The organism is Candidatus Venteria ishoeyi, from assembly GCF_030378065.1.
Taxonomy (GTDB): Bacteria; Pseudomonadota; Gammaproteobacteria; order Beggiatoales; family Beggiatoaceae; genus Venteria; species Venteria ishoeyi.
The window spans coordinates 23,700-40,461 of record NZ_JAUCGJ010000029.1 but is presented as its reverse complement, the minus strand read 5'-3'; the positions used below and the strand labels follow the sequence as shown (position 1 = coordinate 40,461).

Genomic DNA, 16,762 nt, shown 5'->3' with positions numbered 1-16,762 from the left:
TTGCAACTTAATGATTGCGCTGTATGGTGAAATCTGCAAGTGCATAAAGCGCGTCAGTATATAGCGATGTGGGCAGGATTTCCAGTGCCTGCATGGCTTTTTTTGCTTCATTGGCAGCCGCTTGCGCCGTGTAATCAATTGCGCCACATTGCGTGATGGTGGTGGTGATTTGTTCTATGTTATCGCGTCCCCCTTCCGTGATGGCATGGCGGATGACTGCCTGTTCTTCCGGGCTGCTGTGTTTTAAGGCATAAATGAGAGGAAGCGTGGGTTTGCCTTCGGCGAGATCATCGCCGATATTCTTGCCTATGGCCTGACTGTCGGCGCTGTAATCCAGCACGTCATCAATGAGCTGGAAAGCCGTGCCAAGATGTTGTCCGTAGTGAATCATGGCTTGTTCAATTTCCGGGGGTTGCTTGGCTAACACAGCACCGAGCTGGGCGGCAGCTTCAAACAGTTTGGCGGTTTTATAACGTATCACTTCCAGGTATTGTGCTTCGGTGGTATCGGGTTCGTGGCAGTTGAGTAGCTGCAACACCTCGCCTTCAGCGATGACATTAGTGGCATCAGAGAGAATTTCCATCACCTGCATATCCTGTACCCCAACCATCATTTGAAAAGCGCGGGAGTAAAGAAAATCACCAACCAATACACTGGCCTCATTGCCCCATAAGCTGTTGGCGGTTTGTTTGCCACGGCGTAATTCTGAGGCATCCACCACATCATCATGTAATAAGGTTGCAGTATGAATAAATTCTACCACGGCAGCCAGTGTGTAGTGGTGCTCGTTATCGTAGTCAAAAACATGGGCGCTGAGCATCAGCAGCAGGGGGCGAATACGTTTGCCGCCGCTGTTGATAATATAATGCCCCAGTTGGTTGATGAGTACCACATCAGAGTGTAGACGTTGGCGAATCAGCGTGTTGACTGCCTGCATATCTTCCTGCATCAGTTGTTGTACGTCATCTAAGGTCATCGTCGTGGGCATGGCATGGGATGCTGTCATAAGTGAATTACTGTGTGTAAATTACTGTGTGTACCGTAAAAATGCTATAGTTTACCAGATTCTAATACCTGACAAGAAAATCATCCAATGCCTGTGACTTCTTTAAACCATTTTTCATCTGTTTCCAGCCGCTCCTCTCATGTTGCAGAGGAAAATTATCTGGTTTCTCTGAGTGATTTAATTATTGGCTTGTTGTTTGTTTTTATTATTATTTTAATGGGGTTTGCATTAAATTATCGCCATGCTGAGCAGAAAACGCAACAGGAAACCCAGGCTCAGCAGCAAACACGAGTTTTATTATTACAGGAAAAACAACATTTGGAGCAAGTGGTCAGCCGTTTGACTAATAATGATACCGTGCGCCGTGGTTTGTTGCGAGATATCCAATCCATGCTTAAGCAGCAAGGTTTGCAGGTACTGATTGATGAAAAAAATGGTATTTTGCGTTTGCCCGAGACCTTGTTGTTTGCATCTGGTGAGGCCCAACTGCAAGCAGTCGGGGAACAGGCGATACAACATTTAGGACAGGCGTTAAAAGTTATTTTACCCTGTTACAGCATAGCGCCTGATAATTTGCAGCAGCATTGCGCAACAATGCCACTTGATAGCGACTTGCACCAAGCCCGTTTAGAGGCTGTGTTAATTGAAGGTCACACTGACGACCGCCCTATCCATACCCCGGATTTTAAGGATAACTGGGCCTTGGCCAGCGCCCGTGCATTAAATACCTGGAAAGCCTTAATCCAGGTGGTACCCGCTTTGGATAGCTTGAAAAATCCGCAGCAACAGGCCCTGTTAAGCGTCAGTGCTTATGCCTCAAGGCGACCGGTAGCGCCACAGGATAGTGCGGAAAACCGGCGTAAAAACCGGCGTATTGATTTGCGCTTTTTAATGGCAACGCCGGCACCGGAATTAATACAACGTTTAAGTGAAAAATTGCCGGACAGAGAATGAGACCAGAAAATAGATTGTTCTTTTAAGTGTGTAGGATAGGCGATGCAATAGTGCCCATCATCTGCTTAGGTTTGTTTTGCTTGTTTGGGTTTAAGCTCCAGGCGCTTGACTTCTAATAAGTGCAGGCGGCGGCGGTCAGTACGGCTTATTTCAAAATAAAAGCCTTGTAGCTCCATGCTTTCCCCACGCTTGGGCATGTGCCCAAAGGCTTGCAACAATACGCCGCCGATGGTATCAAATTCCTCATCACTGAAACTGGTTTTAAAATAGGCATTAAATTCATCAACAGGGGTCAGGGCGCGTACCAGATAACAGCCATTGCTGCGTTTGCGGATGTAATTTTCTTCATCCAGATCGTGCTCATCATCAATTTCACCAATGATTTCTTCAATTACATCTTCAATGGTGACAAGACCTGCAACACCACCATATTCATCCACAACAATGGCCATGTGATTGCGACTGCTGCGAAATTCTCTTAATAAGACGTTCAGGCGTTTGCTTTCTGGAATGAATACCGGTGGACGCAATAAATCCCGCATCTGAAAGCGTTGTGCATTTTTTGGGCTGGCAGCATAAAAATTGAGCAAATCCTTTGCCAGCAAAATACCCTGTACTGCGTCACGACTTTCATTAACCACAGGGAAGCGGGAATGTCCGGATTCTACCAAGCTTTCAATAAATTTATCGGGGTGTTCGTTATATTGCAAAACCACCATTTGCGCGCGGGGAATCATCACCTCACGTACATGGGTGCCGGATACCAACAAAGCCCCTTCAATCATGTTCATGGTATCCAGACTGAACAACTGACTTTCCTGGCTTTTTTTCAAAAACCTCAGTAATTGATGGGTGTTTTGTGGTGTCGGTGTTAACCAGCGTTTAAGTTGGCGCGGCCAGAAACGGTGCAACCAATGATTTTTTTTTGCCATGATTTATTTTGCTAATAAGGATTATCATATCCCAGGTCTTGTAAAACCTGAATTTCCAATGTTTCCATTACCTGTGCTTCTTCCGCGTCTATATGATCAAACCCCAGTAAATGCAAAACCCCATGCACCAATAAATGCGCCCAATGTGCAGTGATGAGCTTGTGCTGTTGTTTTGCCTCGGCTTCCACCACTGGCGCGCAAATCACAATATCACCTAATAAGGGCATATCTTCCATGCCGGGGGCGGGGTCAAAAGGAAAGGATAATACATTGGTGGGGCCGGATTTATTGCGCCAGGTTTCGTTCAGTTCCGTACCCTCTGTTTCATCAACAATACGCAAGCTGAGAAATACGGTAAAGTCATCCAGTTGCTGATGTAAATGTTGCCATTTTTCCTGCAAGGTCTGTTGATAGGGTTCCACTGCATTGTGACTGACCACCTGTAGTGTCGCCTGCGCCCATTGCTGAAATTGTCCAGTATCTGGTATTTGTTGATTTTCACTAATATATTGAATATCTAATTCAAGCTCAGGGATAAGCGCATCAGGCTTCATTTTTTTTGGCCTGCGCTTCTGCACGTTCATAAGCGTTGATAATGCGCCCAACTAAAGGGTGACGCACTACATCGCGGGCATCAAGAAAAGTAAAACTAATGCCGTCAATATCTTGCAGCACATCCATCACATGACTCAGGCCGGAGCGTTGGTTGCGCGGCAGATCCACCTGGGTGACATCGCCGGTAATCACCGCAGTGGAGCCAAAACCAATCCGGGTTAAAAACATTTTCATTTGTTCTATAGACGTGTTTTGGGCTTCATCTAAAATGATAAATGATTCATTTAAACTGCGCCCACGCATGTAAGCCAGCGGCGCAACTTCAATGACATTACGCTCAATCAGTTTGTCCACCCGCTCAAAACCAAACATTTCAAACAAGGCATCATATAAGGGACGCAGATAAGGATCGACTTTCTGCGCCAGATCACCCGGTAAAAATCCCAGCTTTTCCCCGGCTTCCACCGCTGGGCGCACCAGCACCAGACGCCGTACCTGCTCCTGTTCCAGAGCTTCAACGGCGCAAGCGACCGCCAGATAAGTTTTCCCCGTACCCGCAGGGCCAATGCCAAAATTAATATCATGAGTTAAAATCCGGCGTAAATAAGCGCATTGATTCACCCCACGGCCTTTAATTACGCCACGGCGGGTACGAATGCGCACTTCTTCTATATCTTCCGCGCCGGGTTTTTCTGATTCCTGTAAGCTGTCAACATGCGCAGCCTGGGTCTGGATATGTACCTGCTCGCCATCAAGCACTTCTTCTTTGGTTGTCGCATATAAGTGGCGCAAAACCGGGATAATCTCTTCCACGTTTTTAGCAATGCCGGTGACATTAAACTGATGCCCACGATTATGGATTTCCACACCAAAACGTTGCTCTAGTTGCCGTAAATGGCTGTCAAATTGACCGCAGAAATTCGCCAGCCGCTGATTGTCCTGCGGTGTCAACTCAAGAAATTGGGTGATGGTGTTTTCCGGGGAAACCGAAGAAGTAGGACTCGTCATGATAGATGTTATGGAACCTGTTTTTTAAGTGGCTTTTTATTATAACCTGAAGTTGCTGAAGTTATAAAATTCTCACTGCTAAGGAGTGATTGGAGTTCTGCTAATTCAACCGGTAATTCAACTGGTTTTATTCTTTAATCAACCCATAATTTTTCAACTTCCAGATATGTTCTTTTTTGTCATCAACACCACTGTATTTCAAATCAACCCAAATTTTATTATCATTATAGTCCGCAGATGGCAGATGAATATCCAGATTATTACTCACACTTGCATCACTACTGATATTAGGTTCTTGTTGAGTCGCACAATGAATACTGCCGCCACCTGATGCAATACCATCAATACGAATTTGCTCAATTATGTGCTTGGGAAACTCCTGTTGTAGAATAGCTTTTGCTTGCTCATCTGCCGTTGGGTCGCCAAAACCTTGCATAATAATAGCGTTATTACAAACATAATAACCAATATAACCCGCAGCAAAGCTATCTACGCCAAAGGTTTCATTGATAATATCAGGAGTGTCAATAATGCTAATATTAAGTTTATTACCTTCGGCATCTGTTGCATTTTTCAGGGTTTCAATATTTTGCCGGGTGACGGCATAATCATAAGAATCCTGATAATTATCTCTACTGACTAATACTCTGCCTTTTTGAGTAAAACGGGCATAAAAGTCAGTATGTCCATCAGTAATATCTTTGTCTTTAATACCTTCTAACCAAATGACTTTTTTGATACCTAGCAAGTCATTAAGCTCTGCTTCTACCATTGCTTGCGTGGTATCTGGATTGCGATTGGCATTTAATACACAGCTTTTGGTTAATATTGCGGTTCCGTATCCATCAATTTCAAAACAACCACCTTCAAGTACCAGCAGGCTGGATTTTGTAATTGCCCCGCTTTGTTGGGTGATGAAATTGGCAACTTTTGCGTCATACTCATGGGTTTGTTTATTACCCCAACCATTAAAGTTAAAATCAATTCCATATTTTTTGCCATCGCTACCCTTAACAAAAGTTGCACCGGTATCACGTAACCATAAATCATCTATGCTAAATTCAATGAGTGTGATTGGATAGGGGTGGCGATTTAGATCACCGAATAAAGCAGTGGCCTCAGTATAATCTTCAGGATTGACTAGGACTGAAACAGGCTCATATTTTGCGATGGTGCTCGCAATCAATACTAAATTTTGTTTAACAACAGGGATTTGCGCGCTTGACCAAATATAATCATTAGCAACAAAAGCCATCCAGGTTTGTTGATGTCTGTCACCTTCTTCCGGCATGACCCATGTTACTTCACGACATAATGCTGATAGTGATTGATTACCAAGCAACAAACTGCCGGCAGCTAATTTCATAAATTCACGTCTATTCATTTTTTAATTTGCCTTCAAACGGGTATTTTGAATTTCCCCTTTGGATGTGGCTGCCTATTATGCAGAAAGCCTGATGGGGAGGTGTGAGGAAGAAATAGAAGCCTTGAGCATCAATACCCAATATGGAGTTTGGGCCAAGAACCTGATTAATTGAGCTAATAAGTAGGTAATTATGCTCACCTACTTAGCAGACCTGAGTTTGGCGTAAGTTCAAGCATTGCTATAAGCACTACGCCAAACTCAGCTTAGATTAACTGATAAACTTTCCACCCTGAATACGCTGGGCTTCCATTAATTCCAGCTCTCTGGCACCGGAGATAATCACATCATGATCCGGTACAAAATCCAGATCAGGGTTACGGTCATCGTAATCAACGCTGTTGAGCAGTATTTTCATTGCATTTAGCCGAGCAAGATGTTTGTTATCGGAACGAATAATTGTCCAAGGGGCGACGCTGGTGTGGGTCTGGCGCAGCATCTCATGTTTCACATTAGTAAAATCATCCCAACGCTCCTGCGCCTGTAAGTCAACTTCGCTGAGTTTCCATTGACGCAAAGGATCGGTTTTACGACGTTCAAAACGATGCGCCTGCTCTTCTTTGGACACGCTGAAATAGAGTTTAATCATGTGGGTACCCTGGCGTACCAGATCTTTTTCAAAACCACCCACGCCCATCATGAAGTTACGATATTCTTCATCACTACAAAAACCAAAAACAGGCTCCACCATGGCGCGGTTATACCAGGTGCGATCAAACAGTACGATTTCACCCGCACGAGGCAATTGTTCGACATAACGCTGAAAAAACCACTGTGTGCGTTGAATTTCAGAAGGCTTACCCAATGCCACAATGCGATAATGTTTTTCATTCATATAACGGGTAATGCGCCGAATCGTACCACCTTTACCCGCAGCATCACGACCTTCAAATAAAATAACCATTTTCTGACCACTGCGTTCCATATGTTGTTGCAGCTTAATCAACTCGGCTTGATAAGGTTTAAGCTGTTGTTCTTCGCGGCGACGGATAACGGCTTTTTTACGTTCTTTTTTATAACGTCGATTGGTTTCCTGCAAATCCTTAAAAGCATGAACCAACTCTTCCTGAGAGAAAGTCTGGCCATCGATTTCGATATTTTGGGTATCCATATTTGCGACTCCTTAATGATGAAAAACGCGAGCTTGATGCTCAAAATTGGATAAAGATTGAAGCAAGGATTGAAAACTTTCCACCAGCGGGTAATCGGCTGCTGGTTTGCGGGCTTGTTTTGTGTCGGGCTTAGCCACGCCTAATAAATGCACCATGCCATATTGCTGCGCGGCATTCAGTACTGGCAGGCTATCGTCAATTAACAGGGTGTGGGCCGGATCATAAGGGTGATGCTGTTGCAAAACCTTCCAGAATGCAGGATCTTCTTTGGGTAATTTCAGACTGTGCGCGCTGTATACCGCATCCAGATGATCACCGATGCGGGTATGACGCAGTTTCAGATGCAGGCTGTTATGGTGGGCATTAGTGACTAAAATTGCTTTACGACCACTGCTGCGCAGTGCTTGTAAAAAAGGAATCACATCAGGGTGTTCTGCAATTAAATGTGCGATTTCTTTTTTAAGTCTAGGAATGTCCAGGCCCAATGTGTCTGTCCAGTAATCCAGGCAATACCAATCTAAAGTGCCTTCAACCTGCCGGCACATCTCCATAAATTCAGCTTTAGCTTTATCCAGTGGTAAATTACGTTTTTTGGCATATTGCTGCGGCACATACTCCAACCAGAAATAATTATCAAAATGTAAATCCAGTAAGGTGCCATCCATGTCAAGAAAAACCTGCTGAATTTCTCCCCAGGGCAGCGAGCTGATGGAATAGTTGATGCCAGACATATCTCAACCTTTAACATCAAGCGATGCTGTCGCTTGCGGCAAACGTGGGTTACGGTAGGCCAGATACATTAATGCCAGGCCTAATATCAGCATGGGCAAGGTTAGCACATGCCCCATCGTCAGCCAGTCAAATGCCAGATAACCTAAATGCTCATCCGGTTCCCGGAAAAATTCAATAATAAAACGGAAAGCACCGTAACTGATTAAAAACAATGCAGAAACTGACATGACAGGTCTGGGCTTGCGGGAAAATAGCCACACGATTACAAATAATACCAAGCCTTCCAGGACAAATTCATAGAGTTGGGAAGGATGACGTGGCAGGGAATCGACATGCCTGAATACCATACCCCAAGGCGCGCTTGTGGGTGCGCCCCATAATTCACCGTTGATAAAGTTGCCAATACGCCCAAGCCCCAGGCCCAGTGGCACCATAGGGGCAATAAAATCAGTGGTTTCAAAAAAGCCACGTTGCTGATTTTTGGCATACCAGGCAAGTACTGCAATAACGCCTAATAAACCACCATGAAACGACATGCCACCTTGCCAGATTTTAAAAATATCCAGGGGTGATTGCAGATAAACGGAAAAATTATAAAACAAGATATAACCCAGGCGTCCGCCTAACACCGCGCCAATTGCAACATAAAACACCAGGTCGCCAATTTGCTCAGCGTGATAAGGCGTCCAGGGCTGGCGCGCTCTGTGCATAGCCAATCCCCATCCCAGAGAGAATGCCAACAGATACATCATCCCATACCAGTGTATTTGTAAGGGGCCCAGTTCGAGCATAATCGGATTTATCTGCGGATAGTTCAACATAGAGATGCTTAAAACAATTTAAATCATAAAAAAATTAAAGGACACAGCATAATGCTTATTTCACATATTACATTCTGGATGCTGGTATTACTGGCGATTAGTTGGCCGGTATTAGGTTAAAAAGTGCTTCAGGCAATTTTTTTAGGGTAATCAAAAAATGTCATCTGACCGCTGGCAGGGTGAATATTTTCCCAGCGTTCACTGTCAAATTCTGCACAAAACAGGCTGCAAGTTGGCATATTATTGACTTGATAAGCCGTCAGGTAATAACTTAAACTGGTCAATCCCGGATTATGCCCTACCAGCATGATGCAGCTTAACTGATCGTCAAATTTTTGTACGACTGCCATCAAATCGCCAACACTGGCTTCATAAATCTGCGCATCCTGTTGAATATCAGACAATGGATATTGCAATTGCTCAGCAACGATATTAGCCGTTGTCAGCGCCCGTTTAGCGGGACTGGAAATAATCTGCTCAATGGGTAATTGGCGTTGTGCCAGTCTGCGCCCCATTTTTGGGGCATTTTTCAGTCCCCTGGCATTTAAGGGACGTTCAAAATCTGATAAGCCGGGATGATCCCAACTGGATTTGGCATGGCGCAGTAAAATCAGAGTTTTCATATTTTTTTCAACTATCAGGCTATAATCAAGTATCAGCGTGAGGTGTTAGCGGTTTTCAGTGTTTTCAGCGCTGAAAGAAGCTGGCATCGAACTCAGGCTATTTTTCAGCAAAGGGGGCGCGACTTTGTGGGCAGCCCAGTTGAAAAATCTTACGGTCTTCCCAACGTAAAATGCTGAGTTGACCACCCCAGACACAACCACTATCCAGTGCATAGAGATTTTTACCCGTATATAAACCCAAGGTGGCCCAATGCCCAAAAACAATGGTGAGATTACGGCTGGCCCGTTTCGGGTGAAGGAACCAGGGGTAAATATGCGCGTCTGAATCTACCGTACCGGGTTTGATATCAGGACTCATTTTATTTTTCATCACCAACTTACCGTCACTATCACAATAACGTAAACGAGTCAGGCAAGATGTGATAAATTTCAGCCGGGTTAGACCACGTAATTGTGGTTTCCAGACTTTTTCTGAAACACCATATAAATCCAATAGAAATGACTCAGGATGTTTACTTTGTAAGACTTTTTCCACTTCCGCAGCGCAGGACTTTGCCAGATTTAAATCCCATTGTGGTGGCAAGCCAGCATGTACCATTAATAATTGTTGTTTTTTACTATGATACAGTAGTGGTTGATGACGCAGCCAATCCATCAGACTATCGCTGTCTTTGGCTTTGAGTATCGGCTCAATCGTATCTTTGTCAGGTTTATATCGATTACGATTGCCGTAATATACTGCCAACAGATGCAAATCGTGGTTGCCGAGCACCACTTTAGCTTGCGCCCCCAGACTTTTGAAAAAACGCAATACCTGCAAAGATTCCGGGCCACGATTGACCAGATCGCCAACCGACCAGAGTTTGTCTTTAGCGGGGTTAAAGGCCAGTTTATCCAGTAATTGTCGTAGTGGTTGATAACACCCTTGAACATCACCAACAATATAGGTTGCCATGCATTTTTACTCAGTGTGCTTAATGCTGTTTTGGGCTTTGAGTCTTTTTCCCAGAGAAAGTTTGGCCTGACACTTAGGAGCGAGAATTTTATAACTTCAGCAACTTGGCTGGTCTTTTTCTCCATTTTCTGCGTTCCGAAAACAGTTACATAGCTTGCTATGCGCCTGTTTTCACGCCTTGAAAATGAATAAAAATCCTGCGCCCAGTTTCTGTATTTATTTTATCCTCACTCCTTAAGGTGCTGTGCCTGATTCTGTCTTCTTAGTAAAAAAGAATAACCACAAATAACCCAATACACCGGCAGAAACTGAAGCCAGCAGAATACCTGTTTTTGCTGCCAGCAGGCTTTCAGGGTTGGTAAATGCGAGGTTGGCAATAAAAATTGACATGGTAAAACCAATGCCACCTAATAAGCCCACGCCAATAATATGCCGCCAGTTGGTACCTTGTGGAAGTTGGGCAATACCCAATCGACAGGCTAATAATGAAATGATGGTAATGCCAATAAATTTACCACCTAATAAACCCAGAATAATACCCAGACTGATATCATTATCAAATACTTGAGAAATGCTGACACCTGCCAGTGGCACACCGGCATTAGCCAGGGCAAATAAAGGCATGATGATAAAAGCAACCGGCATGTGCATATGATGTTCAAGATATTGCAAAGGCGGCTGTACGGCTTGTATGCCATTATCCAGGGCTTGTACTATGCCGCGTTGATGCTGATTGGTTAGCAGGCTCCGGGTTCTGACGCCGCCTGATTTGAACCTGTCCATCAGGCGCATTACCTGCTGATAAAAATATTGGGTATCAACCTTAGAGCGGGCAGGAATCATCCAGGCGGTAAAAATACCGGCTAAAGTGGCATGGATACCAGATTTCAGCATTGCCACCCAAAGCACGATACCGATCAGAAAATAAGGTAAAGGTCTGCGAATACCTGCCAGATTAAACACAAACAAAACAAACACCAGCCCCAATGCAATCAACAGCGGCTGGGTATGAATTTGCTCTGTGTAAAACATGGCAATAACTGCAACTGCACCCAGATCATCAACAATGGCCAAGGCCAGCAGAAAGGTCATTAGAGAGACGGGGATACGCCTTCCCAGCAGCGTCAATACGCCCATTGCAAAAGCAATATCGGTTGCCATCGGCACACCCCAGCCAGCACTGCCAAGACCATCATAATTCAGTGCGGCATAAAACAGGGCGGGGACTGCCATACCACCAATTGCGGCAATAATTGGTAACATTGCCTGACGGACACTGGCAAGCTCGCCGACTAATACTTCACGTTTGATTTCCAGCCCCACAACAAAAAAGAACAGGGCCATCAAGCCATCATTAATCCAGTGATGCAGGGAATAATCTAATTTGGCATCACCAAATGCCAGCACAATATGGTTATGGAAAAAATGTAGAAAAGTCTCGGACCAGGGAGAATTTGCCAGGATTAAAGCAATCACCATGAAGAGCATCAACAAAATACCACTGGCACTTTGTTTATGAATAAACTCTTCTATGGGTGTTAATACCACATCAAAAGTTTTTTCCAGCGGTGCCAGATGCGCTTTGCGCGTTTTCCACTTATCCCATAGTGCCATGATTTAATATCCCATAAAATCAGCGCGAAGTTTGGTACCATTCAGCGCATAACGTTGAATCACAAAACTCACTCTACTCGACACGAATAAAACTCAGTGTGCAGCAATGACAATTTTTTTGTGCCCTAAGGCACAAAAAAGAAGCCTTTGCGTAACGTCCTTACAGACTGCGGCGAACCTCAACTTGTTCATAAACTTCAATTTGATCGCCAGTTTTCACGTCATTGTAATCTTTCACGCCAATACCGCATTCTATACCAGATTTGACTTCGGTGACATTTTCTTTGAAGCGGCGCAGAGATTCAAGCTCACCTTCATAAATTACCACGTTATCACGCAAGACACGAATTGGATTTTTACGTTTAACCATGCCTTCAAGCACCATGCATCCTGCCACTGCGCCGATTTTTGCCACCCGGAAGACATCGCGTACTTCTGCCAGACCGACGATTTCTTCTTTGATTTCAGGTGCCAGCATTCCGGTCATGGCTTGCTTAACTTCTTCAATGGCTTCGTAAATAATGCTGTAATAATGCAGATCGATACCTTCTTCCTGCACAATTTTACGTGCTGCGGCATCTGCGCGCACATTAAAGCCGATTAAAATCGCGTTAGACGCGGAAGCCAATTGTACGTCCGAGCTGTTAATACCACCAACGCCCCGGCCTACAATATTCACTTTGACATCCTGCGTGGACAACTTAATCAGTGATTCACTCAAAGCCTCAGCAGAACCTTGTACATCGGCTTTTAACACGATGTTCAGGTTGCTGACTTCACCTTCTTCCATTTGCGAGAAGATGTTTTCCAGTTTCGCCGCCTGCTGTTTCGCCAGCTTGATTTCACGGAATTTACCCTGGCGGAATAAAGCCACTTCACGCGCTTTACGCTCCGTTGCCACCATTAATACTTCATCACCAGCCATCGGGGTGCCGGAAAGCCCTAACACTTCAACAGGAATAGAAGGGCCGGCGGAAAGAACGGGCTTACCATTTTCATCCATCATCGCACGGACTTTTCCGTACTCATGACCTGCCAGCAGAATATCACCTTTTTTCAAGGTACCGCGTTGTACCAATACGCTGGCAACTACGCCGCGTCCGGTATCCAGTCTGGATTCGATTACCACGCCATGCGCTGGGCCTTCTTCGACTGTGCGTAATTCCAGCACTTCCGCTTCGAGCAAAATGGATTCCAGCAAATTATCAATACCTTCACCGGTTTTAGCCGATACCGGTATAAACATGGTATCGCCACCCCAATCTTCTGGTACCACTTCCTGAGCGACTAATTCTTGTTTAACACGCTCAGGATCGGCTGCGGGTTTATCAATTTTATTGACGGCAATGATCAATGGCACTTCAGCAGCGCGCGCATGTTGAATCGCTTCAATGGTACGCGGCATGACGCCATCATCAGCGGCAACCACCAACACAATTAAGTCAGTAATTTTACTGCCGCGCGCACGCATGGCGGTGAAAGCTTCATGTCCTGGTGTATCCAGGAAAGTAATCATACCGCGCTCGGTTTCAACATGGTAGGCACCGATATGCTGGGTAATACCCCCGGCTTCACCTGAAGCCACCCGGCTTTCACGAATATGATCCAGTAATGAGGTTTTACCATGATCAACATGGCCCATAATGGTTACAACGGGAGCGCGTGGTACCTGTTCACCTTCTACGACAGCCTGCGCTAAATCCTCTTCCAGTGCATTTTCTTGCAAAGGCTTGGGAACATGCCCCATTTCTTCAACCACGATGGTTGCAGTTTCCTGATCAATCACCTGATTAATTGTCACCATTGTGCCCATTTTCATCATGGTTTTGATGACTTCTGCGGCTTTAATGGACATTTTCTGGGCTAAGTCAGCCACAGAGAGCGTTTCGGGAATTGAAACCTCATGCACGACCGGTGCAGTTGGTTTGGTAAAGCCGTGTAAATTATCACTATCTTTAGGCGCGCTCATCCTGCCTTTTTTCTTGCCGCCACGACGATTATCCTGCGCATTTTTATCCTGCCCGCGTCCGCCGCGCCGCGATTGTTTGTTACGCCCCGTCCGATCATCGCTCTGCGTATCACGCTCACGTGCACCGGATTTTTTCGGTTTACCAACGGCCTTGGTTTTGTCTTCTTTTTTAATAATCTTAACCGTGCCTTCAGTAGCTGACGGTTTTGCTGTTTTTTTATTTTCTTTCTTTTCTTTCTGTTGTGCGCGTGCTTGTTGTTGCGCGGCCTCAATATTAGCCCTGGCCCTGGCCCGAGTTTCGTTTACCGGTGCATCCTGCACTTTTCCAGGTTGTTTTTTCTGTACGGCTGATGCAGGTGCTGGCTTTTCTGTTTTCGCCTGCTTTGCCACTACTTCCCGTTCAGCTTTGATTTTAGCTTCTTTGGCAGCGCGTTGCTGTGCTTCCTCGCGTTTGCGCTGTGCTTTTGCCGCCTGTTCTGCACGTTCCCGTTCTAAACGAGCTTTTTCTTCACGCTGACGATGCAGTTTTTCTTCCAGTTCCTGCTCCGCTTTTTCCAGACGCGCAGGATCGACTTTTACAGGTTTTTCCGCAGCAGCATCGGCCTGTTCTTCAGCTTCCCGCTTCACATAGGTGCGCTTCTTACGCACTTCAACATTCACGGTTTTTTTACCCTGAGACCCCGGTACTTTTAATTTACTGGTGGTTTTGCGTTTTAATATGACTTTTGTCGGCGACTGAGATTTTTCAGTAGCCTTGTTCTGCTTGCCATGTATTTTGCGTAGATGACCTAAAAGCTTAAGCTTTTCCTCTTCATCGATATGTTCATCTGCCGCCTTTTTTGATAAACCGGCATCTGTTAGTTGCGCTAAAACGCGCTCCACCGGCACGCCAATATCCTGTGCAAATTGTTTTACTGTAATCTCAGCCATGCCGTACTACTCCTTAACCTCGCTCAATCCTGGTTCTCAAACCAGGGTGCGCGCGCTGCCATGATTAAATCACCCGCCCGCTGCTCACTCATTCCATCAATGCTAAGCAGATCATCAACTGCTTGCTCTGCTAAATCTTCCTGGCTTACAATGCTCATACTCGCTAAAGTGCCGGCCAGTTCTTCAGTCATACCTTCTAATTTCAGCAAATCCGAATCTTGCGTGGATTGCTTGTTTTCCAATTCTTCTTCATTGGCAATTTCTTGTGTCAGTAAGGCGTCTTTAGCCCGGGTACGCAATGCAGTAACGATTTCTTCATCAAAACCATCAATTTCCAGCATTTCGTTCAAGGGCACATAAGCAATCTCTTCCAACGTTGAAAAGCCCTCTTCAACCAGAACAGCTGCCAATTCTTCATCCACATCCAGTTGTTCTTCAAACAAGCTGACCATTTTTCCTACTTCAGAATGCTGCTTTTCTTCTGCTTCCGCTTCACTCATGATGTTCAGCGTCCAGCCGGTTAGCTGGCTGGCAAGTTTAACATTCTGTCCACCACGACCAATCGCTTGTGATAACTGGTCTTCGGCAACCGCAATATCCATGCTGTGTTTATCTTCATCAATAATGATAGAGACAACATCTGCGGGGGACATGGCGTTAATCACAAATTTTGCTGGGTTTTCATTCCATAAAATAATATCAACCCGCTCGCCACCCAATTCATTGGAAACTGCCTGTACCCTGGAACCACGCATACCCACGCAAGCCCCCACCGGATCAATCCGGGCATCTTCGGTATGTACGGCAATTTTGGCACGAGAACCCGGATCACGGGCAGCACTGATAACTTTCAGTTGTCCTTCACTGATTTCCGGCACTTCCAGGGTGAATAACTCAATTAATAATTCCTGTGCAACGCGACTTAAAAACAATTGTGGACCACGCGCTTCAGCGCGCACGGCTTTAAGATAGCCTCGCACCCGGTCATTAGTGCGAATTGATTCACGGGGAATGAGTTCATCGCGCAAAATAATGGCTTCGATGTTTTCCCCTAAATCCAGAATTACATTACCTTTGTCAACGCGCTTAACGACACCGCTGATCAATTCACCTACGCGATTTTCATAGGCTTCTATCACTTGCGCACGTTCTGCTTCACGTACTTTCTGTACAATGACCTGACGCGCTGTTTGCGCGGCAATACGACCAAAAGCGATAGATTCCATCGGTTCAGTAATATAATCATTCACTTCAATATCAGGCGCTTGTTTCTGCGCTTTATTGAGGAAAATCTGATTATGCGGACTAAAAGGAATCTCATCAGAAGGCTCGTCAGAAATCACTTCCCAGCGACGCACTGTGCCATACTCACCTGTTAACCTGTCAATGGTGACTTTGACATTAATATCCTGAGTGTGGCGTTTTTTAGTCGCATTTTCTAATGCGCACTCCAGCGCATCAAAGATGATTTCCTTGTCCACACCTTTTTCGTTGGATACCATATCCACGACCAGTAGAATCTCTTTGCTCACAGCCGCTCCCTGTTCATTTTTTTACAACTATTTATAAAGTTACAAGCAGATTGGCTTTTTCAATCTGTGCAAACGGCAGCGTATAATGCTCCCCATCAATTTCCATCTGTAGTGTATCGTTTGTCTGATCAAACCCCTCCAGCAAACCGCTGAAATTGCGTCGCGACTCCAGACCGATGGGACTGAATAAACGCACTTTTGCGCGTTGTCCGACAAACTGTTGAAAGTGTTCGCGTGTCACCAGAGGGCGTTCTACCCCAGGTGAAGAAACTTCCAGGGTATAATTACCTGAAACCGGGTCTTCAACATCTAATACCGCACTGACCTGACGACTGACAATTGCACAGTCATCCACCACCACGCCCGTTTCCTTATCAATATATAAACGTAACAAGCTGTCGTTGCGTCCCTGCTTGATACGCTCGACCAGTAATAACTCATAGCCTAAAGCCGTAACCACAGGGGATAAGAGTGCATGCAAACCTTTATCGCGCAATGTTGTTCGCCTCTTTATTTTTGATGTTACGCAAAAGCTTCACGCTGATTCTCATTTGTGTTTTGCCAAATACTATAAATTTGTGCAAAAAATGATAACC

15 protein-coding genes are annotated in these 16,762 nt (G+C 45.2%); 1 reads left to right on the top strand and 14 read right to left on the bottom strand.

Features of this window, described 5'->3' with window-relative positions; translation table 11 throughout:
- Window positions 1-7 precede the first annotated feature (7 nt).
- On the bottom strand, window positions 8-976 hold the full coding sequence (gene ispB, locus QUF61_RS11070) for an octaprenyl diphosphate synthase (protein ID WP_103918347.1): 969 nt from the start codon (window positions 974-976) through the stop codon (window positions 8-10).
- Between the two features lie 117 nt (window positions 977-1,093).
- On the opposite strand from ispB, the gene QUF61_RS11065 reads away from it, so the two are divergent.
- Entirely contained in the window at window positions 1,094-1,960 is an 867-nt protein-coding gene (locus QUF61_RS11065) for an OmpA/MotB family protein (RefSeq protein WP_103918337.1), read from the top strand.
- A 65-nt stretch (window positions 1,961-2,025) separates the two neighbouring features.
- Here QUF61_RS11065 and QUF61_RS11060 read toward each other — a convergent pair whose 3' ends face one another.
- The 13 genes from QUF61_RS11060 to rimP all read right to left on the bottom strand — a co-directional run bounded on the left by QUF61_RS11060 (window position 2,026) and on the right by rimP (window position 16,662).
- Entirely contained in the window at window positions 2,026-2,892 is an 867-nt protein-coding gene (locus QUF61_RS11060; RefSeq protein ID WP_289681712.1) for an HlyC/CorC family transporter, read from the bottom strand.
- An 11-nt stretch (window positions 2,893-2,903) separates the two neighbouring features.
- Window positions 2,904-3,446, bottom strand: a complete 543-nt coding sequence (gene ybeY / locus QUF61_RS11055; RefSeq protein WP_289681710.1) for an rRNA maturation RNase YbeY — start codon at window positions 3,444-3,446, stop codon at window positions 2,904-2,906.
- Window positions 3,436-4,455 (bottom strand): PhoH family protein, encoded by a 1,020-nt coding sequence (locus QUF61_RS11050; protein WP_103918340.1) that lies wholly within the window; start codon window positions 4,453-4,455, stop codon window positions 3,436-3,438. Before QUF61_RS11050 ends, ybeY begins: the two co-directional genes overlap by 11 nt.
- A gap of 127 nt (window positions 4,456-4,582) precedes the next feature.
- The gene (locus QUF61_RS11045; RefSeq protein ID WP_103918341.1) at window positions 4,583-5,839 is read right to left on the bottom strand and encodes an agmatine deiminase family protein; all 1,257 of its coding nucleotides are present in this window, start codon (window positions 5,837-5,839) and stop codon (window positions 4,583-4,585) included.
- A 250-nt stretch (window positions 5,840-6,089) separates the two neighbouring features.
- Window positions 6,090-6,989, bottom strand: coding sequence for a polyphosphate kinase 2 (gene ppk2, locus QUF61_RS11040; RefSeq protein WP_103918342.1), 900 nt, complete (start codon window positions 6,987-6,989; stop codon window positions 6,090-6,092).
- Window positions 6,990-7,001: 12 nt separating this feature from the next.
- Window positions 7,002-7,721, bottom strand: a complete 720-nt coding sequence (gene yrfG, locus QUF61_RS11035) for a GMP/IMP nucleotidase (protein ID WP_103918343.1) — start codon at window positions 7,719-7,721, stop codon at window positions 7,002-7,004.
- Between the two features lie 3 nt (window positions 7,722-7,724).
- Window positions 7,725-8,543 (bottom strand): prolipoprotein diacylglyceryl transferase, encoded by an 819-nt coding sequence (gene lgt / locus QUF61_RS11030; RefSeq protein WP_103918344.1) that lies wholly within the window; start codon window positions 8,541-8,543, stop codon window positions 7,725-7,727.
- A gap of 128 nt (window positions 8,544-8,671) precedes the next feature.
- Window positions 8,672-9,166 (bottom strand): SixA phosphatase family protein, encoded by a 495-nt coding sequence (locus QUF61_RS11025; RefSeq protein ID WP_103918345.1) that lies wholly within the window; start codon window positions 9,164-9,166, stop codon window positions 8,672-8,674.
- Between the two features lie 97 nt (window positions 9,167-9,263).
- A complete protein-coding gene (locus tag QUF61_RS11020) occupies window positions 9,264-10,121 on the bottom strand; it encodes a symmetrical bis(5'-nucleosyl)-tetraphosphatase (protein WP_103918346.1) in 858 nt (285 codons plus the stop codon).
- A gap of 234 nt (window positions 10,122-10,355) precedes the next feature.
- Window positions 10,356-11,735, bottom strand: a complete 1,380-nt coding sequence (gene nhaA / locus QUF61_RS11015) for a Na+/H+ antiporter NhaA (protein ID WP_103920340.1) — start codon at window positions 11,733-11,735, stop codon at window positions 10,356-10,358.
- 160 nt (window positions 11,736-11,895) lie between these two features.
- Window positions 11,896-14,634: a translation initiation factor IF-2 gene (gene infB / locus QUF61_RS11010; RefSeq protein ID WP_103920339.1), complete on the bottom strand. Its 2,739-nt coding sequence runs from the start codon at window positions 14,632-14,634 to the stop codon at window positions 11,896-11,898.
- Window positions 14,635-14,657: 23 nt separating this feature from the next.
- Complete coding sequence (gene nusA / locus QUF61_RS11005) at window positions 14,658-16,166, bottom strand: transcription termination factor NusA (protein ID WP_103920338.1); 1,509 nt, start codon at window positions 16,164-16,166, stop codon at window positions 14,658-14,660.
- A gap of 31 nt (window positions 16,167-16,197) precedes the next feature.
- Window positions 16,198-16,662, bottom strand: a complete 465-nt coding sequence (rimP, locus tag QUF61_RS11000; protein WP_103920337.1) for a ribosome maturation factor RimP — start codon at window positions 16,660-16,662, stop codon at window positions 16,198-16,200.
- Window positions 16,663-16,762 lie beyond the last annotated feature (100 nt).